Here is a 23,988-nt window from a genome sequence, read left to right on the forward strand (position 1 = left end):
GAGCCACTCCAAGCGGGGAGTGGTCTCCTACTCACAAAGGACGAATCTGGTGACCGTTCAAGCCCAGTCCCGAGTCCACCTCGACGCGCAGTTCCCGATGACGATCGGCGGTGAGGCCGTCACCACCGAAAGCACCGCACCGGTATACAACCCGGCAACCAAAGAGACCATCGCCCGCGTGCCGGTCGCCTCCCGAGCCGACCTCGATGCCGCCGTCGCGGCAGCAAAGGCGGCATTCGTCACCTGGTCTGCGACGCCGCTCGAGGAGCGTCAGTCGATCGTGGCGGCAATCGGTGACCGGCTCGAGGCGCACGCCGAGGAATTCCTCGCACTACTGACCGCCGAACAGGGTAAGCCCCGGCCGATGGCGGAGTGGGAGGTGTACGGCTCCGTGGCGTGGTTCCGGGAGATCGCCACCCAATCGTTGCCCGAGGAGATCCTCGTCGACGACTCCGAACGCCGGGTCATCAGCCGCCACACCCCGCTCGGCGTGGTCGGCGCGATCGTGCCGTGGAACTTCCCGATCCTGTTGGCGGTGTGGAAAATCGCGCCGGCATTGGTTGCCGGCAACACGATCATCGTCAAACCGTCCCCGTTCACCCCGCTGTGCGACCTCAAGTTGGTCGAACTCGTTCAGGACCTTCTTCCCCCCGGTGTTCTCAGCGCGGTCAGCGGCGACGACGACCTCGGCAAGTGGATGACCGCACATCCCGATATCGCCAAGATCGCCTTCACCGGCAGCACGGAGACGGGGCGCCATGTGATGAGCTCGGCCGCCGGCACCTTGAAACGGATCACCCTCGAACTCGGTGGCAACGACCCGGCGATCGTGCTCGGCGACGTCGATCCAGCGAAGGTCGCTCCGCAGATCTTCTGGGCCGCCTTCCAGAACAACGCCCAGTTCTGCAACGCCGCCAAACGCATCTACATTCACGACAGCGTCTATGACGCGGTGCGCGACGAGTTGGTCAAGTACGCGCGAACCGTCAAGGTCGGCAACGGCACTGATACCGACACACAACTCGGCCCGATCCAGAATCTGCAGCAGTACGAGAAGGTCGGCGAATACTTCGGCGATTGCACGGCGAACGGATACACCTTCGCTCTCGGCGGGCAGATCGACCCGAACGCGGACGGGTGGTTCGTTCCCGTCACCCTGGTCGACAACCCGCCCGAGGACTCCCGCCTCGTCGCCGAGGAGCCGTTCGGCCCGATCCTGCCGCTGCTGCGGTGGACGGACGAGGCCGACGTGATCGCCCGGGCCAACGACACCATCTGGGGACTCGGCGCAACGGTGTGGGGCGAGGATCTCGAGGCCATCGAGCGGATCGGGCGTCAGCTCGAGGCAGGCACCGTCTGGCTCAACGAGGTGCACCAGTACTCCCCGCATCAGGTGTTCGGCGGACACAAGCAGTCCGGCATCGGCGCCGAGAACTCCCTGCACGGGCTCGCCGAGTACACCAACCACCAGAGCATCACCCTCAACAAGGCGCGAAACGCCGTCTCCTGACCGCACCGACAATCGCCTGCGCCGATACCGCGCCTGACCACAAAGGAACTTTCTTGATGGACACCACCGCTGCCGTGCTGCGCTCCGCCGACGGCCCGCTCACGCTCGAGACGTTGCACATCGACGCCCTGCACCCGCATGAGGTCCTCGTCCGAGTCGTCGGATCCGGAATCTGCCACACCGACCTCGGCGTCATCGCCGGCCACCAACCCGAGCAGTCTCCGATCGTGTTGGGCCACGAAGGCTCGGGCATCATCGACGCCGTCGGAGCCGAGGTCACCACCCTCGCGCCGGGCGATCACGTGGTGCTCTCCTACAATTTCTGCGGCCAATGTGACAACTGTGTCGAACACAACGTGCCCATGCACTGTCGGCAGTTCGTCGAACTCAACCTCGTCGGTGCCCGCATCGACGGCACCACCGCACTGGCCCGCGGCGACGAACCCATCCGTGGCCACTTCTTCGGCCAATCCTCCTGGGCGGCCCACGCCGTCGCCAACGAGCAGAACTGCGTCAAGGTATCCCGCGACCTACCCCTGGAACTGCTCGGCCCCCTCGGGTGCGGCATTCAGACCGGCGCCGGCGCGGTCCTGAACACCCTGCGGCCCGAAGCCGGCTCCTCTATCGTCATCTTCGGTGTCGGATCGGTGGGCCTGGCCGCACTGCTCGCCGCGGTGGCCGCCGACTGCGGCACCATCATCGCCGTCGACATCCAGCAGTCCCGACTCGAGCAGGCCACCAAGCTCGGCGCCACCCACACCATCAACTCGGCCACCGAGGACGTCGTCACCCGGGTCCGTGACATCACCGGCGCCGGCGCCCAGTACTCGGTCGACTGCATCGCGCTGCCGCCGGTGCTGCGGAGCGCTCTCGAATGCCTGCAGTCCCCCGGCGTCTGCGCCACCGTCGGCTTCCAGGGCATGTCCAACGAGATCACACTCGATCAGGGGCATCTGCTCTTCGGTCGCACCCTGGTCGGCGTCATCGAAGGCGACGCCATCCCCAACGAGTTCGTCACCCGCATGATCGACCTGTACCAGGCCGGTCGCTTCCCCTTCGACGAACTGATCACCACCTTTCCCTTCGAACGAATCAACGACGCCCTCGACGCCGTTCACCGCGGCGAGGTCACCAAGGCCGTGTTGACCTTCGACACCACCACCGGCCCAGTCGAAGGTGCAAAGCAGTGAACGATCTCCCCGCCGCGGCGCTCCCCTCGACCGGCCCCGGTCAGATCCTCCCGTTCGCCGCCGCCCGCCACCCCGACAAGGTCGGGTTGGTGGTCGGTGCCCGCCGGCTGACCTACCGGGAACTCGACCGACTCTCCGACGATGTCGCAGCCTCCCTGCGAACCCGGGGTATCGGAGCTGGGGACGTGGTCTCGTTATACGGTCAGAACAGCTGGGAATGGATCGTCAGTTACCACGGCGCCCTCAAAGCCGGCGCCGTGGTCAACCCCGTCAACGTAATGCTCACCGGCCCGGAACTGTCCTACGTCCTAGGCGATTGCAACGCGAAAGTGGTATTCGCCGGGCCGGGACAGGCACAGACCGCAGCCGGTGCCCTCGCCGCGGTTTCGTCGGTCGAGTTGTTCTCCGTCTTCGACACTGCCGGTGACGCATTCGTACCGCAGAACGCCGTCCCCTGGACCCGGTTCCTGGCCTCGGTACAAGGCATGCCGGCCCCGCCGGCACCGGAGGTGACACCGAAAGATCTGTGCTGCATCGGATACACCTCGGGGACCACCGGTCACCCGAAAGGAGCGATGCAGACGCACCAGGCTGTCTTGCTCAACTGTGCCCTGACCGCGACCATGCACGGCCGGCGCGACGACGACATCGTGGTCACCGCGCTTCCCGCCGCCCACGTCTACGGAAACGTCGCCATCAACAGCACGTTCCTGGCCGGCGGCACGGTGGTGTTGATGGAACGGTTCGACGCAGGTCAGGCACTACACCTGATCGCTACCGAGAACGCCACCCTGTTCGAAGGTGTCCCCGCCATGTACTCGATGATGCTGGCCGACCCGACATTCGAGACCGCCCAACTGTCGAGTCTGCGCAAGAGCACCATCGGCGGACAGACCTTCAGCCCGAGCCTGGCAGAACGCTGGCAGAGGCGAGTCGCCGGGCCGATGCTGGAACTGTGGGGGATGACCGAAATCGCCGGGCTCGGCACCACGCACTCCGTCTACGCTCCCCCCGTCCCGGGATCGATCGGAGTCTCCCTACCCGGCATCGAGATCAAGATCGCCCCCATGGACGGCAGCGTGGATGAAGTGCCCGTCGGCACCCCCGGCGAACTCGTCGTGCGCGGACCACTGGTCATGACCGGATATTACGGCCGCCCAGACGCCACCGCCGAAGTCCTCAGCCCCGACGGGTGGCTTCGCACCGGTGATGTCGCCTACACCGACGACACCGGCCACTACTTCGTGGTCGACCGACTCAAGGACATGATCCTCACCGCCGGATACAACGTCTACCCGGCCGAAATCGAACGCGTGATCAGCGCACACCCCCAGGTGACAATGGTCGCCGTCGGCAAACGGCCGGACGAGGTGAAAGGTGAGGTCGCAGTGGCCTACATCGTGACCCCACCCGACAGCGACCTCGACAGCGCATCGATCTTGGAATACTGCCGAGAGCACCTCGCCGCCTACAAACGCCCACGGGAAGTCGTCTTCGTCGACGCCCTCCCGACGACATCCTCAGGAAAGCTGATGCGGCGCAAACTCAGCGAACTCGATTCCACCCCCGCCCGGTGAACGAGTCAGGCGGACCATGAGCATCTGCACATAGTCCGTCAGGATAGACATTCATGTCCCGCTGAGGTCGGCGGCGGCGTAGCGCCTGGGACACTGCTGGATTTCGATGGTCCGGCCGGTGGCCTCTGCCGACCGGCGCTCCAGTGTCGCCCCTGTGCTCGCTTGCAGCACTTTGTCTCAGCCATTTCGCTTCCGACGGGTCGAGCCAGTCAGTCAGACACCATGGACTGGGCCGAGGGTGCAGGTGGCTGCAGATCTGGTTGTCATCGCGGAAGGTTACGCTCCGCTCGCACAGCGTATTTCGTTTTCTCCCTCCGCCGCTCCCTCGTTCGAGGCCGACGGCAACCCAGTCTGCACAGTGGATTACGTCGAGGTTGTGTTCGCTGACGATAACGGTGTTGCCCTCGTCGACGAGTGCTGGCAATAGAAAGTGTGCGTCCGCTTCTTGACCGCCGCCCACCCTATGGCTAACGTCACACTCACAGGACATCACGTCCTTCTAGTTAGACAAGTATGCCACCCTGGGAAGAACCGCTGAGACGGCTTCTTGCGCTCCCCTGGAGGGCAGTCAGCCCAAGGAGAGTGCTCTGTGATCAACACCCAACCAAGTGACAGGGGAACCGCATGACCGGCGCGCTGAGGGTCAGTGAGGCGTTGGCGCCCCTGAAGGACGATCCGCACGCGGGGACCGCCGCCGTGTACGCGGAACCCCTCGCGAAGTGTCCGATGTCGCGGGTCCACATCACCGGGTCTGATGTGGACTGGTGGGGAGCCCTCGGACACGCTGAACTGACCGCTGTTCTACGCGACTTCCGTAAGATGAGCAGTACGGTCACCACGGAACCGGACGGCACGCCTGCCATCCTCCCTCTGTTCGCCGACCCGCCGCTCCACACCGGGTTTCGAAAGCTCCTCAACCCGAACTTCCCGCGTGAGGTTGTCGGCCGACTCGAAGCCGGTAACCGACAGATTGCCGGTGAGATGATCGATGCCCTCGTAGCGCAGGGCAGTGTGGACTTCTCGACCGGGTACACGTTCCCGTTCCCGACTCGGGTTCTTTGTCGGTTCCTCGGAGTCGCAGACGCTGACTGGCCCGTGCACCACGAGTTCGCGATGGCTGTCGGCGAACAAGTTGGCTTCGCAGTCGGCGACGAGCAGGACGAGCAGATTTTCATCGCGGCGATGGGCAAGGTCCTGCCCTATGTACAGAAAGTCATTGAAGACCACCGTCAGAACCCGCAAGATGACATCGTCAACAGCTTCGTCACCGGCGAGGTCCAGGGCCGGCAGCTCAACGACGTAGAAATAAGCAAACTCATCATAGCGATGATGCTGGCTGGTCACGGGACGACCACTGCTGCACTGTCGAACACAGTACTGCGTCTCGCGCAGGATCAGGAACTGCAGGCGTATCTGCGGGCTCACCCCGATCGCATTCCCGACGCTCTCGAGGAGAGCCTGCGCGTTGACACGCCGCAGCAGACCCTGAGCCGCAAATGCGTGGTCGACACCGAGATCGGCGGACACAAGATTTCCGCCGGAGACTTCGTCCTCACCAGTTACGGCTCCGCCAACGTGGACCCGCGACGCTTTCCCAACCCCGAGAAGTTCGACATCGACCGCAAAGACAAGGCTCACCTTGCCTTCGGGTTCGGGTTGCACGCCTGCCTTGGCCAGCACTTCGCACGTATGAACATGCGGCTCACGCTGGAGGAGTTGTTCGCAAGGACATCGTCATTCTCGGTGAACGGAACGGTGAAGCGCCGCAGTTTCCCAGTGCTCTCTGTGGACGAGATGCCACTCCTCCTCGAGCCGGTGGCAATTCCCAACGCGGGCTGACCTCGGACGCGCGTCGCCGTATGCGAGGGCGGCGCATAGGACCGCGTCTCCTAAGCGAATTACACGGTGCACCTGAGCGCTACAGCCAGGTCTCTTCACCTGTTTCGGATTACGCGACCGTGACCGGAGGTGCTCCCCCACCTCCGGTCGCCGGATCGGAACACGGCGCACTCTCCTCGAATGCCGTTGGGCGTTTGCGGCGTACGCTGAACGGCTCGTTGTCGTCTGAGAATCAGGATCGCGCGAGCACGCCGGATCTGCAACCTGCCGGTCAGGAGACGCCGAGACTCGCAACCCTGACCGAGGGGCCAATTCGACTCCTATCGCGCCACTCGGCGACGCCGGGGCCGACTGGTCGAACAGCTCACACCATTCTCGCGGGGCCTACCGTGCCCTAAGGCCAGGGGCCATCTCTGAATCAGGCCGTACGTGCCACTGTCGAGCCTCTGAAGTACTGATAGGCAACGGGTTCGGTGCACACGCACGGCAGCAAGCAAGATCCAGCCTGCTGCGGCGATGCCACTGGCAGCTACTTCGGATATCGTTCACCCCCGAAACCTCTTTCCCGTTGAATGCATAGGCGGGGATCTCAACGAACCCATCGACTTGGAATGTCACGACTACGTGCCAGGTGATGGATGCAAAGGTCGTTGTAGCTCCGGTTAAAGGCTTGCGTTGTGCGCTTGAGTCTTCCGCCCTCGAGTGGGTCGACACGAGGTCGATTCGGTTTGCCCTGCGGTGTAGATCGACATGAATGCCGGCCTACCGTGGCGACCGTAATCATCCGTCGCGTTAGCAGTGACAAGATACGCACAATCGGTCGGCTTTCTTGTGACGGGCGGGCGGACTGGTCTTGACGTGCCTGGCGTCACAGTCCTATATTCGTACACAGAAGACGTTAGGTCCTCTATATAAGACGGCGACCCTTTGTAGCGCGCCAGCAATTTCGCGACGGAGTTCACCATCCCACTACCCTGAGGAGTGAACGATGTATGGTCGAAACTATCTGTCGCCGAATGTTTTTCACCGGAGAACCGCACATCGAGTTGATCGTGCGATGGGAGCAGATGCATGACTCTGAAGCGGAATGCGAACGAGGCGCTGCGCGCACTCGAGACCGACCCGTCGGCAGAGATTGCGGACGTTGATAGCGAGGTCCTGTCGGAGTGTCCCGTAGCGAAGGTGCAAGGCCCATTCTTGCTCAACAGCCAGGGCCAGCGACGGACCTACCCGGTGCTGTCGGTAAAAAAAGACGTGGACGAAAATGCAGGCAGCCTCGGTGGGGGCTGGCGGTGACAACGATGGAGAGAGCAGCAGAACCCGTCGCCGACAGCAACGCTGAACGGACAGTTCGAATTTCGCGCAGGTGGTTCGCCGCAGACGCAGTGGTCGCAATCGAGCTTCAAGCCATCGACGGTGGACATCTTCCTGCATGGGAGCCTGGTGCACACATGGACCTGGTATTGCCGACCGGCACTGTTCGGCAATACTCCCTGTGCGGCGACGTGAACGACCGGACGACCTGGAGAGTGGCCATCCTGCGCGAAAACGACGGCCGTGGAGGTTCCCTCTGGATTCACGACCACCTGGCCGAGGGAGATATCGTCTCGGTGCGCGGGCCTCGTAATCACTTCAGGCTCGACCCTGCACGGCAGTACATCTTCATCGGCGGCGGCATTGGAATCACCCCGATCCTGCCGATGGTGGCAGAAGCGCACGCTTCCGGTGCCGACTATCGCGTGGCGTACGCCGGCCGCTCCCGGGCCTCCATGGCCTTTCTGCACGACCTGGATCAGTTCATGGGTCGAGTCGAGCTGTACCCACGTGAGGAGGCCGGACGGGTAGACCTCGACCATCTCTTGGCCGACGTCACGGACGACACCCTCATCTACTGCTGCGGTCCCAGTTCGCTGCTCGATGCGGTCGAGGAGCGTACCGTTCACTGGCCCCCCGGTTCAGTGCGTACGGAGCGGTTCAGTGCATCCCACGCTCAGGCTCTCTCCCCTGCCGTTGATCAGGCGTTCGAGGTCGAACTCGCTGTCGATGGGCGCGTGCTCGAGGTTCCCGCGGACCGGACGTTGCTGTCGGTGTTGGAAGACGCAGGCGCCGACGTGGTCAGCTCCTGCGGCGAGGGAACCTGCGGATCCTGCGAGACCCCCGTACTGTCGGGCGACGTCGATCACCGTGATTCCGTTTTGACTCCGGCGGAGCAGGCTGAGGGCAGCAAGATAATGATCTGCGTTTCTCGATGCCGCGGCAGCCGGCTTGTTCTCGACGTCTGAGACATACACACCTGTGTCGAATCGCGTTGGGCCCGGATCGACCGGATGCTCGCAAAAGCGGCTCGAACCGACCTCCATTCGGGCCCTCCCGAGGGGTTCCAGGGCCGCGTGATGCTAGTAGGCGTGGTCGTCACTCGGACTCAGGCTCGGTCGCGTAGAACATTCTTCTGAATTTTGCCGGTGGAGGTTTTCGGCAGTTCCGCGAACACGATGTCTTTGGGCACTTTGAAGCGGGCGAGGCTCTTTCGCGCGAATTCGATCAGGTCGTTGGCCCGCACCTGCGCACCTGCCCGCACACTGACGTAGGCGACCGGTACCTCTCCCCAGCGGTCGTCGACGCGGCCGACCACAGCGGATTCGACCACGTCGGGATGGCGGTCGAGTACTCGCTCGACTTCGATAGAGGCGATGTTCTCGCCTCCGGAAATGATGACGTCTTTGCTGCGGTCCCGAATCTCGACGTATCCGTCAGGGTGCATCACCGCGATATCGCCAGTGCGCAGCCATCCTTCGAGCGTCGCCGACGCAGTCGCGTCGGGGTCGAGGTAGTAGCCGAGCATGACATTGTTACCGCGGACGACCAGCTCACCCTGGGTGGCGCCGTCGGCCGCGACGTCGACTCCGTCCGGCGCCACAACCCGCACCTGTCCGGCGACGATGTTGCCGATGCCCTGACGGGCCTTGCGCACGGCGCGGTCATCGGCGGTGCCGGTATCCCATTCGGGTTGCCACTGGTTGACCACGATCGGCCCGAATGTCTCGGTCATGCCGTAGAGGTGGGTGATGTCGATGCCGAAATCTGCCATCCGGGCCAACAGCACGGGCGAGGGGGGTGCTCCACCGGTGCCCACATGTACCGTCCGGGCGAGCGGGCCCGCGGCAGGGTCTTCGGCGATCATGGTGAGCACGGTCGGTGCAGCGCTGAAATGTGTGACGCCGTCATCGGTGAGATGCCGCCAGATCGTGGCAGTGTCGATCGTCCGCAAGCAGACGTGGGTGCCACCAGCGGCGGTTACCGCCCAGGTGAAACACCATCCGTCACAATGGAACATCGGCAGCGTCCACAGGTATTTGGACCCCGGCCCGAGGCCGGAGTGATACGCCATCGCCACCGACTGAAGATAAGCGCCGCGATGGTGATACATCACCCCCTTGGGCCGTCCCGTTGTGCCTGACGTGTAGTTGATCGCGAGGAGCCCACACTCCTGCGGCTCGCGGCGCACGGACGTCACCTCAGCGGCGAGCAGGTCCTCGTACTCATCGCTCTCTCCCCCGGCCACGACCAGCCGGATGCCGGACGCGGCGGCCACCGCTCGGGCACGGTCGGCGAACTCGTCAGTGGTGATCAGCAGTGACGCACCGCTGTGGGACAGGATGTACATCAGTTCGGGCTCGGAGAGGCGGATATTCAGCGGCACCAGCACCGACCCATGCAATGGCACCGCGTGGTGCAACTCGAGCATCACGTGACTGTTCGCGCACAGTGCCGCGACCCGGTCGCCCGCCCGGATCCCGAGCGTCTCGAGAGCGGCCGTGAGCCGACCGGTCCGCTGATGGAATTCACGGTAGGTAAACCGGCGTTCGCCGTCGACGATCGCAGTGCGGTCGGCGAAGACGGCGGCCGCACGATCGAGAAATGACGTCGGACTCAACGCGGCGAAGGTGAACTCAGCCGCAGCCGCCGGATCAGGCGCACCCTCACTCGCCATCCCCTGACTCCCTTCTTGCTTGTTCGATGACTGCCGCTGACCATGGCCGTCACTTACCGTTCTCGATCCGCCCTCGTTGGGCGCACGGGTGGAACGCGCGCTCGGGCGCCACGTCGGTGGACTGGCGCGGCGACAGTCGAGTCCGCCGCCGCCAGTCCAGACCATCGCAGTTACCCACTCACGAGGTCATGATCTGCGGGCTCGGCGACCGAGTCGGCCGGGGACGCTCCCCGAACGACGTCGACGATCTGCTGGGCGTGTTGGGGGACGCTGTCGCTGCGCCAGGCGACATGCCCGTCCGGGCGGACGAGAACGTAGGTGCGCTCGTAGGCTTCGCGCATCGCGGCGACGACCTGGCCATCGGTGACCTCCAGGACCGTCAGTGGTAGTGACCGCTGTTCGGCCGCGTCGACGAGAGAGGTTGCGGTGTCTGCTCGCTCGCCGATGACCAGCAGCGTGAAGTGCGGACCGAAGTGATCGAGCGTCGACTCGTTGGGCCCGAGCCACACATGCGGGGCCCGATGCCCCGGTCGGGCGGATTGTGTGTAATTCTCGAGGTCGAGCTCGGGTGCCGGGGTGCCGTCGCTGATGCAGATCGGGGACTGCTCGTACCGGTAGTCCAGTGAGGCGGGGATGTTGTTGAACTCCCGGCGGAAGGTTGACACCAGAGCCTCGCCGAGTTCAGCGCGTGCGCGGTCGGCGTCCTCGCCGCCGACCTCGATCCGCTCCCAAAACTGCCGGAAACCGGTGCGTGTGCGAACCCAGTCCTGATAGATGGTCCCGGCCAGCGAAGACGAGTGCAGGACCCCGGCGCGACGTTCGACATCGTAACTGGCGAGTAATTCGTCGCCTGCCCATCCGCTCAGCACAGCGTCGAGCTTCCAGGCCAAGTCGAACGAATCCAGGATGCCGGTATTCATGCCGAGTCCGCCGGTAGTCGGCATGGTGTGCGCGGCATCACCGGCGAGGAAGATTCGGCCGTCACGGAACGTGGTGGCGACCGTCGCGCGGTTCGACCAGGGCAGGATCGGGGTAAGCATCTCGATCTCGATGTCGAATCCTGCGATCTTGTTGGCAGCCTCACGGATGACCGATTCGGTGATTTCGCCGTCGCCGAGCATCACCATGATGCGATACCTGCCCAATCCGTCGAACGGCAGCATCGTCAACGACATACCGTCGGGTTCCACCACGGTGAACCGGCCCAAAGTCTGTGCGAGGGGCAGCGCCTCGAGCTGCGGACTGCGGATCATGGCTTCGGCCGAGTGACCCCACACCGGCGACTTCTCTGCGCCGATGCCCAGTGCCCGGCGGGTGTTGCTGCGCGAGCCGTCGCAGGCGACGACGTAGCGCGCCGTGTACGTGACCCTCTCACCTGACGGGTTTTCTGCGATGACGGTGGCCTTATCCTGGTCCTGCGTCACCTCGATGACGTTGGTATGCACCAACATGGTCACCGACTTCTGCCGACGGACGAACCGGAGCAGGATGTCGTTGAACCATGCCTGCGGGCAGCGCTGAGCGAACGTCGGACTGGTGGGCGGCGGTGTCATTTCACCGATCGGCGGCCAGTGAATGCGGGCCAGCTCCGGCTCGGACAGGTTTGTCCCCCATACGACGTCCTGCGGATGATCGAGCGGCCATCCGCAGTTGCGAAGCTCGTCCTCGATGCCCCAGTGACGAGCGAGTTCCATTGTGCGGATGCTGACCGAGTGCAACCGGGCGTCGCGGACGATCGCATCTCCCTTGTCCACGAGAAGCACGGAGATCCCGCGTTGCCCGAGGTCGCCGGCCAACGCAGCGCCGGTCGGCCCTGCTCCGATGATGAGAACGTCGGCGTCGCCGGCAGGTGGTTGGGGGGTCATGGTTTCCTCACTAGTTCAGGCTGATTGGACACCGTGCGCGTACTACTGGTGCGCGGCGGCCGGCTGCGACGCCTGCAGGGCACTGCGTACCTCGGCGCTGGTCGCGACCTCACCGAGGAGTCTCAGGTTCTGCACTGCGGCATCGTGGGTCTGGTCGTCTGCTGCGCTACAGGCGTCGGCAACAAGGATTGTGCGATATCCGAGGTCCGAAGCTTGTCGGGCGGTGCTCTCGACGGACACATTGGTTGCTACGCCCGTGATGAGCAACGTGTTGATCCCGCGGCTGCGCAGCCTGAGGTCGAGGTCGGTATTGCTGAACCCCCCGACCCTTTGATGGGTGATGATCAGATCCTCGTCTGCGACGACCACCTGCGGGGCGATCTCAGCTTTGTCGCTGCCCTCTTTCAGCGACTGAGTTTGGAAGGCCATTGCCAGCAGTGGGCTGTTGATCACCAGGTCGCTGTAATCCGGGCGGAAGGCGACGCGGGTGAAGACCACCGCACCACCTGACGTGCGGACATCGGCCAGCAGCGCGTTGGTGACCCCGACGACGTCGCGGGCGGCCGCCTGCGCTGCGAACAGGGCACCCAGTGCGCCCTCGGGAGCGATGACCTCCGGCTGCAGATGGACCGCTATGACAGCTGTGGTTGTGGGGTTCAAGTCCATGGTGTCAGGACTCCTTCGGTTGGGGCGCAGACATGATCAGTTGAACCACTTGATGATTGTTGCCATGGTGTCGTCGACGAGGTCGGGTCGGCCGTCGAAGTAGTGGCCGGCTCCCTCGATGGCCAGCAGCTCCTTGTTCGAGTGCTGCACCCCGTCGTAGAGTGCTGTCGCCATCGAGGGGAAGCAGCCCCTGTCGGCCGTGGCATAGGCGACGAAGACGGGGACGGTGATCTTCTCCATGCACCTCGGCCCGTAGCCATTGGTGTCCGCCACGCTCCACTGCGACAGCCACGACCGCAACGTGGTCAGGCTGCCCAAGGTCACCGGCCGGAAGTTCGCCGACAGGGTCTCTCCCCACAATGTGCCGGGCTCGCGGTCGGAGGGATCGATCGTCACATCGACGAACCGCGGGTCGGCGCAGGTTCCGTGGACCCGGAACGGCAGATCGGGAACATCGTCGCCGTAGCGGTCGGCGAGTTCGGCTTGCTGCGTTTTGACCCAGTTAGTGATGCGTTCCATGCGCTGAGCTTGGGCTGCGCGGTAGGTGGCCACCCATTCCCGGTCGAGCGGGTTGTCCCGTCGGGCGAACAAGTCCAGCTCGGTATCGCGGTCGAAGACATCATTCTCGTCGCGGATGGCCGGATCGAGCCAGGACTGCATGATGTCGGCCCGTCCGGAGTGGGCATTGAGCATGACCAGCGCGTCCACCGAGGGCAAGCTCGCCCGAGTCAGGTCGACGCCTCCACCACCGGGCGCATCGGTGATGCTCGGTTGCTCTGCCTGCGACTGGTACAGCGCAGCCATCTCTCCACCGCCGGAGTTGCCGACCAGCACGATCCGCTCGTAGCGTTCGGTTTCGCGCAGGTGGGTGATGACTGAGCCGAGGTCCACGACACAGTTCTCCAAGATCACCTGTGTGTCGTTGCCGGCGTATCGCGTCACCACACCGACGGCGTCGACACCGAGCCGTGCACAGGTCGCGAGCGCGTAGTGCCCGACGAAGTTCGAACTCGGGTGACAGAACACCATTACTGTGTCGGCGTTCTTGCCGGGAGTCACTCTCTCGCGCCCACACCAGAGCAGTCCCGCCGCTCGGGCGATGCCGGAGTACACGTCGCCGCCCATTGCTGCTTGCATGGGCACTGGCATCAGTTCACGCATTGGCTGCACCTGCTGTCAGAGCCTCTTCCCGCTTGACCCACGTGTAGGGGTAGTCCTGGTCGGCGCACTTGGCGAGCGCGGCAGTCAGCGACAGGGGTCGGAAGGTGTCGATCATCACCTGGTACTCGTCGTTGCGGGTCGCACCGAGCGCACGCTCGACGTTTCCGGGCTGGGGACCGTGGATGAAGCCTGCGGGATGGACGGTGATCGAACCGGTTCCCACGCCGGTGCCCTGTCGCGTGTTGGCCTGCCCCTTCGCATAGAACAGCACCTCGTCGCTGTCGACGTTGGAATGGAACGGCGGAATCGGCACCGCTTCGGGATGATAGTCGAGTAGCCGGGGTACGAAGTTGCACACCACGAAGCCGGGAGCTTCCAAGATCTGGTGCATGGGCGGCGGCTGGTGCAGACTTCCCGTGATCGGCTCGAAGTCGTTGATGTTGAAGCTCCACGGGTACATTCCGCCGTGCCAGCCGACCACATCGAAGGGATGGTGCTGATGCACATTCCGGGTCATGCCGGTTCGCGTCCGTACGTAGACGGGAATGTCGGCGCCGGTGCCCTCGATGAGCTCATCCGGGCGCCGAATATCGAGTTCGCAGTAGGGGGTTCCCTCGATGAACTGGCCACGCCGGGACAGATAGCGCTTGGGCGGGTCGATGTGTCCGCGCGCCTCGACGAGGAACAACCGCAGCGGCTCGTCGCCCTTGACCGTCCAGCGGTGGATGGTCGAGGTCGGCACGATTACGTAGTCACCTTCGGTGATATCGATGCGACCGAACGTGCTTTCCAGTGCTCCAGAGCCACTCTCGACGTAAGCCAGTTCGTCCCCCGTGGCGTTCTTGTAGAGGCTACTGTCCTCGGTGGCTACGGCGTAGCCGATCCGCACATCATCGTTGGCCAGCAGAATCACTCGATCCAGCACGGCGTCGCCCTTCAGCGACAAATCCCGCGGCTTGAGGTGGATCGGTGAGAGTGGCTCATTGGGATGCAGCCCCTCGTCCGGTGGCTTCACGGCCTCGATCGAGGTCAAAGCGCTGGGCGGGTAGCGGTGGTACAGCAGCGAGGTGTCGCCGGAGAAACCGTCTTCGCCGATGATCTCCTCGGAGTACAGCGTGCCGTCCGGTTGACGGAACGCCACATGGCGCTTGCGAGGAATGGTGCCGAGCTGAGTGAAGTAGGGCATCGGGTGAATGCTCCTTCCGAGCGGTGAGGGTCGAGCGAACAGGTGGAGTAAGTTTTCAAGCCGAGGCGGCCGTGACCGCCGTGCCGGCCAGGTGGTGGCGCAAATCGGCGGCTTTTTTGAACGCGGCGAGTTCGCGCGGGATATCCGATCCGGCAGGTTGGTACAGGATGGCGGTGGCGCCTGCCTCTTCGAGACGACGCAGATGGTTGGCGACGTGCTCGATGGAGCCGGTGGTGGTTCCGCGGGCGATGATGTCACCATCGATGAGCTGCCGGTCAATCGCGTTGGGCGACATCAGATGTCCGCGATGCCATTCGAGGTGACGTCGGCGCTCGTCGACCTCCGCGATCGCCGCCTCGTACTTGGCGACCGCCTCGGTGCCGGCGAACGGTCCGTGCTGTCCCATATGCAGGGCCAACGACGCACCGGGCCCGGCTGCATCGAACACGCGAGGTGAATCGATCGACTCGCCTTCATCGAGCACCGTGCCGTAGTGAATCAGCTGGCACGGACCATCGACAGGAACAGGGTGATCGCCGTGGGTCGGATTGGTGACGACGCCGGCACCGAGTTTGGTGGCTACTCCGAACCCCTTCGGTCCGTGTGCGGCGATCCAGAAAGGGACGTCGATGGGAAAGGTGATCCCAGTGCGGGGTGTGTGCACCAAGCCGAGGACAGTGTCATCCCATTCGATCTCCTCACCAGCGAGAAGCGCCCGAAGTGCGACGACGTAGGCCTCCACATCGACCCATTTCGACGGTTTGCGGTTGAGGTACGTCGCGCTGGTGAACCCGGCACCGACACCGGCATCGAAACGGCCGGGTGCCACGGAGGCCAGATGAGCGATCAACGCAGCGTTGGTCAGCAGATGCCGCAGGTGAGGAGTGAACACAGCAACACCCAGCCGGATGGTACTTGTGCGTGCCGCGGCCATAGCGACCGTGCATCCGGTGTCAGCGTAGGTCAGCGGCACGTCGTAGACCCATCCGCGTTCGTAACCGAGCTCTTCGGCGAGCACGAGGTGGTCCGGTGTCGCCACTGTCGGCGCGAAAACGCAGTTGATTTCCATGGGAGTCTCTACTTTCTTTCACGGTGTGCGCTTCGCCGTTGTCTGCTGCCGGACAGGACTGCCCCCGCCAACTCCTGCGGGGCATCGGGTGTTCTCCTGGGAGAGGAGGTCCTTGGAGTCAGCAACCGTTCGAGCGCCGGTGGCAACGTCGCGGCGGATCCATCCCTCCTCGGCGGTACGACGGAGTCGATGGTTGCCGATTCCATCGAGTACCTCGTCCTATGGCGTAAGACCGGTGCCACTTTCTGGGCTGTGACGCCTGCCACGCAATTCGGACCCCTTGAGCGTGACATGGGACACGGTCCGTGTAAAACTAAAAAAAGTCACGATTCTAGTTAAGGAAAATTGATGGCTTCAAGGTTTACCCTGACGCAGCTGGAGTACCTCATTGCAGTGGCCGACGAAGGCTCGATCACCGCGGCTGCTGCCAAGGCCCACGCCACGGCAGGCGCGGTGTCGATGTCACTCAAGGAGCTTGAGCAGCGCCTTGGTATTCAGTTGTTCATTCGTCGCCGTTCCAAGGCGGCCACGTTGACGCCCGCCGGTCAAAATGCGGTTGCCGATGCTCGGCGTGTCCTCTCCGCCGCCGATGAGCTGCAGTACAGCGCCGGAAGCAGCCAGAAGGACATCAGCGGAACACTGCGCGTGGGTTGTTACACCACCCTCGCCCCATTCCTCATCCCGCCCCTACTCGACGAGTTCGCTACCGCCCATCCCGACCTCACGGTCCAGATCTTGGAGGGTCCAGCAGATCTGGTGCCGAACGCGATCGCCGACGGGCGCTGCGAAGCGGGTTTTCTCTACGAGGACGACCTGCCCAAAGGCTTTCAGTCGCGTGTTGTTCGCGAGAACAAGCCTTACGTCATACTCGCCAGCAACCATCCGCTCGCCGATCGAGTAGCGGTTCGACTCGCCGACCTCGCCGACGAGCCTCTGATCATGTTCGATGTGCCCAGCGCACGCAGCGCCGCGCGGTTCGTCGAGTCGGCGGGACTGTCGGCTCGGATTCGCCACTTCAGCTCGAACATCGAACTTGTCCGCAGCCTGGTCGCTCGCGGGATCGGGTACTCCATCCTGATCCAGCGATGGCCCATCGATCTCAGTTACGAAGGCCGACCGATCGCCGCCGTGCCAATCGAGGATCCGATCGCCGCGCACAGAACCGTCCTCGCCTGGAGTTCTGGCATCCGCTTGACCCGCCGCACGCAGGCGCTCATCGAATTCTGTGAACACGCTTTCCACTGACCGACCTCAGTCATGCATCCGGCGACCGATAGTGCCGCGGAAAGCCGCTGCGGACGGCCGGCTGACGGAACTCGGAGGATCCGCACTCACACGTGCCGGATCAAGACTTCAATGTTATTGAAGACCTCCCTGGAATTAGTTTTGTTTTACACCGCTGAGCGTGGCACGCGTCACATACGTCGGTGGTGGCAGAGCCACACTCTCACTCTGCTGTCCCCCAGATCCGGCGGGTCTCCACTACCGAGCGCCGCAGTGTCGCCCTCTCGCGACGATGTGCCCACGTCTCGGGCCGACAGCTTCGGCACACAACCCTGAGGAACTTCATGATCGACCACTCCGCCGTACCCGGGTATGTCACCGGGACCAGAAAAGTCTGGCTGAAATTGATGCCAGTCCTCCTGGTGGCTTTCATCCTGAACACGCTGGACCGCACCAACATCGGGATGGCCAAGACGCATCTGGACGCCCACCTCGGCATTTCGGCGGCCGCGTTCGGCCTCGGCGCCGGACTGTTCTTCCTGGCGTACTGCACGATGGAAATCCCCAGCAACCTCATGCTGCACCGGGTCGGTGCTCGTCTGTGGATCAGCCGTATCGTCATCACCTGGGGCACGGTGTCGACGTTGACGATGTTCGTCTGGAACGACACGAGCTTCTATGTCATGCGGTTCTTACTCGGTCTCGCCGAGGCGGGGTTCTACCCAGGAATGCTCTTCTATTTCACATTGTGGTTCGCCCCGCGTGATCGAGCAATCGCTGTCGGAGTGCTGTTGACTGCCCCACAGATAGCGCTGATCCTCGGGTCACCATTGGCGGGTGCGCTCATGCAACTCGATGGACTGGCCGGGCTGCACGGATGGCAGTGGATGCTGCTGCTCGAAGGTATTCCAACGGTCATGTTCGGATTCTTGCTGCTCCGCATGTTGCCCAACGGCCCGCGGGACGCGCGGTGGCTCAACAACGATGAGCGAGTCGCGATCACCTCCGCAACCGTCGGCACGGACGGCAACGAACAATCGGTGATGTGCGCCCTGAAGACAGTGTTCGGCAGCGGCATCCTGCTCACCATCTCCGCGATCTACTTTGTCAGTCAGCTGGCCGTCTGGGGTGTCGTCTTCTTCCTGCCCTCGATCGTCGAAAGTTTCGGTTTCTCCGACTCTCTGGTGATCGGCGCGATCTCGGGCCTGCCCTCGATCGGCGCACTGATCGGTGTTCTCATCTACCCACGACTGTTCCGCCAGTACGGGCGACCGATCTTGTTCGTCGTGGCCGCATTGATTTCAGGAGCAATAGCTGGCTTCATCGGAGCTCACGCCGGGCCGGTCGCGGCGCTGGCCGCGTTTGCCCTCCTGCAATCAGTCGCGGTGGGGATCGGACCGATCCTGTGGTCGATCGCCATGGGGACGATGCATGGACGCACGTCCGCTGCCGGACTGGCGATGATCAACTCCATCGGATTGTTAGGCGGGTTCTTCGGTCCCACAACCTTCGGACTCGTCGAGACTGCGAGCGGAGAAGCCCGAGGAGCCGGCGTGGTCGTCTCCTACACCTTCCTGGCCGCACTATTGCTCGCCGTCCCGGTGCTCGCGGTGCTGCTCGGCAAGGTCACCCGCAACGTCACCACCCAGACCACCACAACGCTCACAGTCGTACGCGCTGACTGAGGCACCCCGGCAGGCGCCGCCGATCACGTCGGCGCTCTGTCTCGAACGAGCTCAGATGCTCACTGTGGCGGCTGAGCCGATGACGGAATACACGACCCCGAGTTCGCGATTCGAGCCACCAACAACCCATACCACGCGGGAGCTGCCCCGCACCCATCCCTCGCCCACTTAGATTAGCTAGGAGACCTCCCATGAAATCAACCATGCGCGTCGCCCGCCTGCACGCGATCAACGAGCCGATGCGAATCGAAGAAGTTCCCGTTCCAAAACCCCGACCGACGGACGTCCTCGTGGAGGTGAAGGCGTGCAACATCGTTCCCAACCTGCGCAATGTGCTCGGTTCGTTCGATGAATGGTTCCCGATGCTTCCCCTTCCACAGTTGCCGGCCATCTTCGGGCTCGACTCGGCCGGTGTCGTCGCGGCCGTCGGCAGCCACGTCACCGACGTGGCAGTCGGTGACCGCGTGTACGTCAACCCAGGCCTGGGCTGTGGAGCCTGCCGAGGATGCCGACGCGGGCAGGATCAACATTGCGACTCCTACACCTTCATGGGCTATTTCGCCTTCGGTCCAAACGGACAACGCCGTTTCGACGCCTACCCGTACGGTGGTCTCGGCGAGTACCTCACGGCGCCGCAACGCAATCTCGTCAAACTTCCCGACTCGGTCAGCTTCGAACAGGCAGCCCGCTTCGGTTACCTCGGCACCGGGTTCTCCGCCCTACGCCGGGCGAACGTCGGGCCCGGATCGACCGTCTTCATCGACGGAATCTCCGGCACCCTCGGTCTGGGCACATGCTTGAGCGCCCTGGCGCTGGGTGCCACCCGCGTACTGGGAACCGGGCGCAATACGGTTCTCCTCGAGGACGTGCGCCGCATCGCTCCCGACCGCATCCACGTCCTCCCCGCCGGGTCGGCCGATCTGCGCAGCTGGACCCGTGAACACAACAACGGGGAAGGCGTGGATGTCGTCATCGATGCGCTCGGACCCGGCGCACCGGCAGAGGCCTACCTCGACGCACTCACCACCCTGCGACGCGGCGGCATCGCAGTCGATGTGGGCGGCATGATGGAACGCCCCGCCTTGGACATGATCATGGTCATGACCAGCCAGCTCACCATTCTCGGCAGTTTGTGGTTCTCCACCGCCGAGGCCCAGGACATGGCCGATCTTGCCGGCACCGGACAGCTCGACCTCTCCGTTCTCGAACACCAGGCCTTCCCACTCGAGAAGATCAACGAAGCCCTCGACAACCTCACCTGTCGCCACGGAGGATTTTCCAACTTTGTCAGCATCCCCTGACACGGCAGAAGTATCCGTCCACATCAGGACACCCATACCGACATTGCTGAAGGAGAACCGCACAATGCGGGCCGATCGCCCCGACCCAAAAAACGACCCGGGCCGGCCCCGGCAGATGAACTGGCGACTGGCCGCACGATGCCGAGTCGTCGACCGGTCCTTGTTCTTCCACCCCCTCAACGAGCGATGTATGGAAAAGACGAATCATGAAGGCGGCGAACGTCTGTGCAACCTGTCCGGTCGTCGCAGCCTGCCGAGAACATGCACTGACCCAACGTGAGCCTTTCTGCATCTGGGGAGGACTGTCGGAAGAAGATCGTGCCGCACTACTGAGCAAACGACGATCCCAGCCGAGAATCGACACCCTGCGGTAGCCGTCGTCGCCGGACGGCTACCGAGCCGAGGGGTCAGGATTCGGCGAGGCCGTTCTACGGTCGCTGGGAACGAACACCCGCGACCATTCTGCCGGCCCCCATACATCGCGCCGCCTCGGCGATTGACGTCGCGGGCCGAAATTCATCCATCGAGGACCCCACTACGGACACCAGCCGACTGCGTTCAGTGACCAGAGAGTATGCGGCACAACACCAGCGCAGAGAAAATGAGACCAATGGACGCATACGACCGTGCGATGCTCGAATTCGCCAACCGATGGTGCCGATTCGGTGGAGGAGACGACCACATCTTCACAGAGTTCGGACTCTCCGTACCCACGTTTTACCGTCGAGTTCTAGCACTTGTCGAGAGCAGGAGGACCACCGAATTCGACTATTCCACCAAACGGTGTCTGCGCACGTTCTGCACTCTCAAGCTGTCGCAGTACGGGCGCACAGCCAATGCGCGTACCTCGCGGTTCCTCTCCGGCGCCCATCAACCCCCTCTGCCGGACACCTCCCGAGAGCGGAACCAGTAGGCGAGGAACTTGGCGACTCAGTGTTCGTCTACGCCGGCATCACCAACGAATCCGATGTCGAGAGGTGGTGGACGTTGCTGGGCCGCCTGCATATGTGATGTGGTGCACACTCTTCGGAGGTGGGGTGCTCGCGTGTTGCGCGATAACGTCTCGTCGTTGTCCCATATGGCAGTTCGAGACACCTACAACCGCGCGCCCGACCGGTCTGTCAACCACTTCGGCAATTGCGCTAACACCCAACTCGGTCTCTTTCGAGCTGCCGCGGAGGGTGTATGCGCGGACCCGCTGGTCTTGTCGCCGCGAATTGTGTTGTAGCCCCAACTTTCTGACGCTCCCCTGCAATAAAGATTTTTCGGTAATTGAGTGAGTACGGATCATAGGGAAAGCCCGGTGTGGTCGAGGAAGCTGCGGCACAGGTCGTAGTTCGAGCCGATCCGGGTCAGGCCGGTCTCGGTCGCGATGCGGACCTCGTCGAGGATGTCGGGGCAGAGGTTGGCGAGTTCGGTGGATTTCATGTTGCCCCAGACTTGTTCGATGGGGTTGAGCTCAGGCGCATACGCGGGGAGGCGTTCGACGTGGAGCCAGTCGCGTTGGGTGGCCAGCCACGCGGTCATCGCCTTGGATCGGTGGGCCATGAGCCCGTCCCAGATCAGGATGAGCTTCTCCCCGGCGAAGTGGGCGCGCAGTTCGGTGAGGAACTCGATGAGCTTGTCGGTGTTGTAGGCGCCGTCGGTCATGGAGAACACGAACGCGCTCCGGCTGCGATCGGGCCGATACGCCAGCACTCCGGCCATGGACAATCGCTTCCAGGAGAAGCGGTGATGCAGAACCGGTGTCACGCCTTTGGGCGCCCAGGTTGCGCGGACCACCGGGAGCAGCGACACACCACTTTCGTCCTGGAAGCAGATCCACGCACCTCGGCGCCGCGCTATTTTTTTATCCGCGGCCACTCGTTCTCGCGCCAGGCGACGATGGCGTCCTCGTCGCGTTCGACTGCCCGACGTGCGGGCCGCTGCCGGCTCCACCCGAGCCGGGTCCGCAGGATCGTCCACGTCTGGGTGGGCCCGTAGGTCACGCCGGTGAGCCGCTCGATCACGATCGCGACCCGGCCCAGGGTCCACACCCCGGTCGCGAAGCCATGCGCCTGGGGTCCTTTGAGCAGTTCCTCTCGGATCGCCTCGATCTGGGCGTCATCGAGCCGGGGTCGGCGTCCAGCGCGACCGGCACCTTCCAACGCCTCGTTGCCCCCTTCGATCCACTGTCGATGCCAGCGTGAGGCGGTCTGCTGGGAGACCTCCAACTCGACCGCGACATCGACCTGTCGTCGTCCTGCGGCAAACATCTCCGCCGCCCGCATCCGCCGGTCACGCAACGCCTCGAGATCACGGCGACCGCCGCGCTGCTTGACTTTCCGGGCATCCGAACTCTCGCCCGAACCGGTTTTCTTCCCTGCCATTCATCAATGATCAAGTAGCACGGCGCGAATCACGCGCAGCGACACACCCTATTACCGAAGCATCTTTAAGGACAGGAACCACCGGTTTTGCGTCGGCGGTCATCTTATCTTTGCCTCGACGCCGCCCTCGTCTTATTAGCCCTGTAGTACTAGGCCACCAGCCGATAGATACCCGACCAATTCCCTAATAGGCCGGCAGCACGTCGGGCTGTGCCACCATCGACCTTGTGGACGACACATTCAGGTCGTCGACGCGGACTGTCCCCCTGGGGTCCCACTCCACGTGTTCGGCACCGCCCTCGGACGGGTGATGCGGTGTCAGTGGGCGTCGTGGAAGGCTTGTACGATCTCCGCACGGATCCGTCCCCGAGAGGACATCTCGTAGCCCTGTTCTGATTGCATTTGCGCCAAAATGGCGGCGATCCGTCTCGTCGCACAGCACCCTGTCATCGTGTGCGTGCGGCCGCCGAAATCAGGAAGCGCCGCTCGAATCGGGTGACGGACCCGATCGGATCGACGCCGAGGACGGGCGAGGTGAAGAAGATTCGGGAGTGGCTGCATGGGTCGGTTGTCGGTCGGGGGCGATCGGAGGGACGGTGCGGCGACCGCCGCTGAAGTTACATCACGGTGACGAAAGGTGACGAGGGGTCGCTTGCGTTGGGATCATCTGATGAAAAGCCGGTCAGCGTCGTCGTTGATGAGGAGCCTCATGATGGAACTGGACCCTCGAACGACCGCAGTGATTGCGGTACATATGGTGCGTGACATCGTCGCCCGAGACGGCGCGTTCGGCGCAATATTCGGCGACGGCGTCGAACGTCACCAGATCGTCGACCGGGTAGGACAACTTCTCTCCACTGCTCGCGGAGCTGGATCCACCGCGATTTACCTCCGCGTGGTGTTCAGACCCGGATACCCCGACCTTCTGGTGAATGGTCCGCTGTTCGGAATGATCGCCCAGACGGGTGCCGTCGAGGAAGGTAAACCAGGCGCCGAAATCATTCCCGAGCTCGCCCCGGAGGCCGGCGACCTCGTCATAGACCACCAACGGTTGACAGGCTTCTTCGGAACGGGGCTCGACGTGCTGCTTCGCGGGCGTGGAATCACGACCGTCATCTTTTGCGGGGTTGCCACCAACGTGTCGGTCGAGGGCACTGCCCGCGAAGCAGTCAATCTCGGATACCGCACCGTCATCGCCTCCGACGGTTGCTCGGCAGCTTCCGACCAGGCACATGACGCGACGTTGGAAACCTTCGGGCTGCTCGGCGAGGTCGTCACCGTCGACGAAATCGCTGCCGCCATGGAACACGCGGTGGTCCCCCACTGATTCACGCCCGTCCACCTCGGGCACCGGT

21 protein-coding genes are annotated in these 23,988 nt (G+C 63.5%); 12 read left to right on the top strand and 9 right to left on the bottom strand.

What is annotated here, in order from left to right:
• The first annotated feature begins 49 nt into the window (after positions 1–49).
• From AZG88_RS39825 to AZG88_RS39855, 6 genes are all read left to right on the top strand, one after another.
• Positions 50–1,510 carry an aldehyde dehydrogenase family protein gene (locus tag AZG88_RS39825; protein WP_197488019.1) on the top strand — a complete coding sequence of 487 codons (1,461 nt, stop codon included), beginning with the start codon at positions 50–52 and terminating at the stop codon, positions 1,508–1,510.
• Between the two features lie 56 nt (positions 1,511–1,566).
• Complete coding sequence (locus AZG88_RS39830) at positions 1,567–2,700, top strand: NAD(P)-dependent alcohol dehydrogenase (protein ID WP_061700802.1); 1,134 nt, start codon at positions 1,567–1,569, stop codon at positions 2,698–2,700.
• Positions 2,697–4,277, top strand: coding sequence for a class I adenylate-forming enzyme family protein (locus tag AZG88_RS39835; protein WP_061700803.1), 1,581 nt, complete (start codon positions 2,697–2,699; stop codon positions 4,275–4,277). The genes AZG88_RS39830 and AZG88_RS39835 overlap by 4 nt, the downstream gene beginning before the upstream one ends.
• A gap of 1,113 nt (positions 4,278–5,390) precedes the next feature.
• Complete coding sequence (locus AZG88_RS53145; protein WP_197488020.1) at positions 5,391–6,116, top strand: cytochrome P450; 726 nt, start codon at positions 5,391–5,393, stop codon at positions 6,114–6,116.
• Between the two features lie 1,071 nt (positions 6,117–7,187).
• Positions 7,188–7,412: a hypothetical protein gene (locus AZG88_RS53150; protein ID WP_061700806.1), complete on the top strand. Its 225-nt coding sequence runs from the start codon at positions 7,188–7,190 to the stop codon at positions 7,410–7,412.
• A 155-nt stretch (positions 7,413–7,567) separates the two neighbouring features.
• Positions 7,568–8,398, top strand: coding sequence for a PDR/VanB family oxidoreductase (locus tag AZG88_RS39855; protein ID WP_231914361.1), 831 nt, complete (start codon positions 7,568–7,570; stop codon positions 8,396–8,398).
• Positions 8,399–8,538: 140 nt separating this feature from the next.
• Here the strand turns inward: AZG88_RS39855 and AZG88_RS39860 are convergent, their stop codons facing one another.
• The 6 genes from AZG88_RS39860 to AZG88_RS39885 form a co-directional block, all read right to left on the bottom strand.
• Positions 8,539–10,107, bottom strand: coding sequence for an AMP-binding protein (locus tag AZG88_RS39860; RefSeq protein WP_061700807.1), 1,569 nt, complete (start codon positions 10,105–10,107; stop codon positions 8,539–8,541).
• A 170-nt stretch (positions 10,108–10,277) separates the two neighbouring features.
• A complete protein-coding gene (locus tag AZG88_RS39865; RefSeq protein ID WP_061700808.1) occupies positions 10,278–11,972 on the bottom strand; it encodes an FAD-dependent monooxygenase in 1,695 nt (564 codons plus the stop codon).
• 42 nt (positions 11,973–12,014) lie between these two features.
• On the bottom strand, positions 12,015–12,638 hold the full coding sequence (locus AZG88_RS39870) for a cysteine hydrolase family protein (protein WP_061700809.1): 624 nt from the start codon (positions 12,636–12,638) through the stop codon (positions 12,015–12,017).
• Positions 12,639–12,674: 36 nt separating this feature from the next.
• Positions 12,675–13,799 (bottom strand): alpha/beta fold hydrolase, encoded by a 1,125-nt coding sequence (locus tag AZG88_RS39875; protein ID WP_061700810.1) that lies wholly within the window; start codon positions 13,797–13,799, stop codon positions 12,675–12,677.
• Positions 13,792–14,985, bottom strand: a complete 1,194-nt coding sequence (locus AZG88_RS39880) for a homogentisate 1,2-dioxygenase (protein WP_061700811.1) — start codon at positions 14,983–14,985, stop codon at positions 13,792–13,794. Before AZG88_RS39880 ends, AZG88_RS39875 begins: the two co-directional genes overlap by 8 nt.
• Positions 14,986–15,040: 55 nt before the next feature.
• Positions 15,041–16,054 (bottom strand): LLM class flavin-dependent oxidoreductase, encoded by a 1,014-nt coding sequence (locus tag AZG88_RS39885; protein ID WP_061700812.1) that lies wholly within the window; start codon positions 16,052–16,054, stop codon positions 15,041–15,043.
• A 348-nt stretch (positions 16,055–16,402) separates the two neighbouring features.
• Here AZG88_RS39885 and AZG88_RS39890 point away from each other — a divergent pair, with 348 nt between their 5' ends.
• From AZG88_RS39890 to AZG88_RS39905, 5 genes are all read left to right on the top strand, one after another.
• Positions 16,403–17,299, top strand: coding sequence for a LysR substrate-binding domain-containing protein (locus tag AZG88_RS39890; protein ID WP_063886936.1), 897 nt, complete (start codon positions 16,403–16,405; stop codon positions 17,297–17,299).
• Between the two features lie 323 nt (positions 17,300–17,622).
• Positions 17,623–18,963 (top strand): MFS transporter, encoded by a 1,341-nt coding sequence (locus AZG88_RS39895; RefSeq protein WP_061700814.1) that lies wholly within the window; start codon positions 17,623–17,625, stop codon positions 18,961–18,963.
• A gap of 191 nt (positions 18,964–19,154) precedes the next feature.
• Positions 19,155–20,264 carry an alcohol dehydrogenase catalytic domain-containing protein gene (locus AZG88_RS39900; protein ID WP_061700815.1) on the top strand — a complete coding sequence of 370 codons (1,110 nt, stop codon included), beginning with the start codon at positions 19,155–19,157 and terminating at the stop codon, positions 20,262–20,264.
• Between the two features lie 206 nt (positions 20,265–20,470).
• Positions 20,471–20,638, top strand: a complete 168-nt coding sequence (locus AZG88_RS54670) for a WhiB family transcriptional regulator (protein ID WP_231914362.1) — start codon at positions 20,471–20,473, stop codon at positions 20,636–20,638.
• 236 nt (positions 20,639–20,874) lie between these two features.
• Complete coding sequence (locus AZG88_RS39905) at positions 20,875–21,177, top strand: DUF3263 domain-containing protein (RefSeq protein ID WP_063886937.1); 303 nt, start codon at positions 20,875–20,877, stop codon at positions 21,175–21,177.
• Positions 21,178–21,551: 374 nt separating this feature from the next.
• On the opposite strand, the gene AZG88_RS39910 is transcribed toward AZG88_RS39905, so the two are convergent.
• From AZG88_RS39910 to AZG88_RS55880, 3 genes are all read right to left on the bottom strand, one after another.
• A complete protein-coding gene (locus AZG88_RS39910) occupies positions 21,552–22,202 on the bottom strand; it encodes an IS630 family transposase (protein ID WP_331712318.1) in 651 nt (216 codons plus the stop codon).
• Positions 22,106–22,633 (bottom strand): winged helix-turn-helix domain-containing protein, encoded by a 528-nt coding sequence (locus tag AZG88_RS39915; protein WP_197488021.1) that lies wholly within the window; start codon positions 22,631–22,633, stop codon positions 22,106–22,108. The genes AZG88_RS39910 and AZG88_RS39915 overlap by 97 nt, the downstream gene beginning before the upstream one ends.
• 318 nt (positions 22,634–22,951) lie before the next feature.
• Positions 22,952–23,194: an Lsr2 family DNA-binding protein gene (locus AZG88_RS55880; RefSeq protein ID WP_442971769.1), complete on the bottom strand. Its 243-nt coding sequence runs from the start codon at positions 23,192–23,194 to the stop codon at positions 22,952–22,954.
• 148 nt (positions 23,195–23,342) lie between these two features.
• On the opposite strand from AZG88_RS55880, the gene AZG88_RS39920 reads away from it, so the two are divergent.
• The gene (locus AZG88_RS39920; protein WP_331712319.1) at positions 23,343–23,960 is read left to right on the top strand and encodes a cysteine hydrolase family protein; all 618 of its coding nucleotides are present in this window, start codon (positions 23,343–23,345) and stop codon (positions 23,958–23,960) included.
• Positions 23,961–23,988 lie beyond the last annotated feature (28 nt).

Source organism: Rhodococcus sp. LB1 (assembly GCF_001583455.1).
Taxonomy (GTDB): Bacteria; Actinomycetota; Actinomycetes; order Mycobacteriales; family Mycobacteriaceae; genus Rhodococcus_F; species Rhodococcus_F opacus.

Coding starts and splice junctions, on each gene's coding strand:
- AZG88_RS39830 (WP_061700802.1), top strand. CDS start 1,567: ATGGACACCACCGCTGCCGTGCTGCGCTCCGCCGACGGCCCGCTCACG.
- AZG88_RS53145 (WP_197488020.1), top strand. CDS start 5,391: ATGGCTGTCGGCGAACAAGTTGGCTTCGCAGTCGGCGACGAGCAGGAC.
- AZG88_RS53150 (WP_061700806.1), top strand. CDS start 7,188: ATGACTCTGAAGCGGAATGCGAACGAGGCGCTGCGCGCACTCGAGACC.
- AZG88_RS39855 (WP_231914361.1), top strand. CDS start 7,568: ATGGACCTGGTATTGCCGACCGGCACTGTTCGGCAATACTCCCTGTGC.
- AZG88_RS39860 (WP_061700807.1), bottom strand. CDS start 10,107: ATGGCGAGTGAGGGTGCGCCTGATCCGGCGGCTGCGGCTGAGTTCACC.
- AZG88_RS39865 (WP_061700808.1), bottom strand. CDS start 11,972: ATGACCCCCCAACCACCTGCCGGCGACGCCGACGTTCTCATCATCGGA.
- AZG88_RS39870 (WP_061700809.1), bottom strand. CDS start 12,638: ATGGACTTGAACCCCACAACCACAGCTGTCATAGCGGTCCATCTGCAG.
- AZG88_RS39875 (WP_061700810.1), bottom strand. CDS start 13,799: ATGCGTGAACTGATGCCAGTGCCCATGCAAGCAGCAATGGGCGGCGAC.
- AZG88_RS39880 (WP_061700811.1), bottom strand. CDS start 14,985: ATGCCCTACTTCACTCAGCTCGGCACCATTCCTCGCAAGCGCCATGTG.
- AZG88_RS39885 (WP_061700812.1), bottom strand. CDS start 16,054: ATGGAAATCAACTGCGTTTTCGCGCCGACAGTGGCGACACCGGACCAC.
- AZG88_RS39890 (WP_063886936.1), top strand. CDS start 16,403: ATGGCTTCAAGGTTTACCCTGACGCAGCTGGAGTACCTCATTGCAGTG.
- AZG88_RS39895 (WP_061700814.1), top strand. CDS start 17,623: ATGATCGACCACTCCGCCGTACCCGGGTATGTCACCGGGACCAGAAAA.
- AZG88_RS39900 (WP_061700815.1), top strand. CDS start 19,155: ATGAAATCAACCATGCGCGTCGCCCGCCTGCACGCGATCAACGAGCCG.
- AZG88_RS54670 (WP_231914362.1), top strand. CDS start 20,471: ATGAAGGCGGCGAACGTCTGTGCAACCTGTCCGGTCGTCGCAGCCTGC.
- AZG88_RS39905 (WP_063886937.1), top strand. CDS start 20,875: ATGGACGCATACGACCGTGCGATGCTCGAATTCGCCAACCGATGGTGC.
- AZG88_RS39915 (WP_197488021.1), bottom strand. CDS start 22,633: ATGGCAGGGAAGAAAACCGGTTCGGGCGAGAGTTCGGATGCCCGGAAA.
- AZG88_RS55880 (WP_442971769.1), bottom strand. CDS start 23,194: ATGCAGCCACTCCCGAATCTTCTTCACCTCGCCCGTCCTCGGCGTCGA.
- AZG88_RS39920 (WP_331712319.1), top strand. CDS start 23,343: ATGATGGAACTGGACCCTCGAACGACCGCAGTGATTGCGGTACATATG.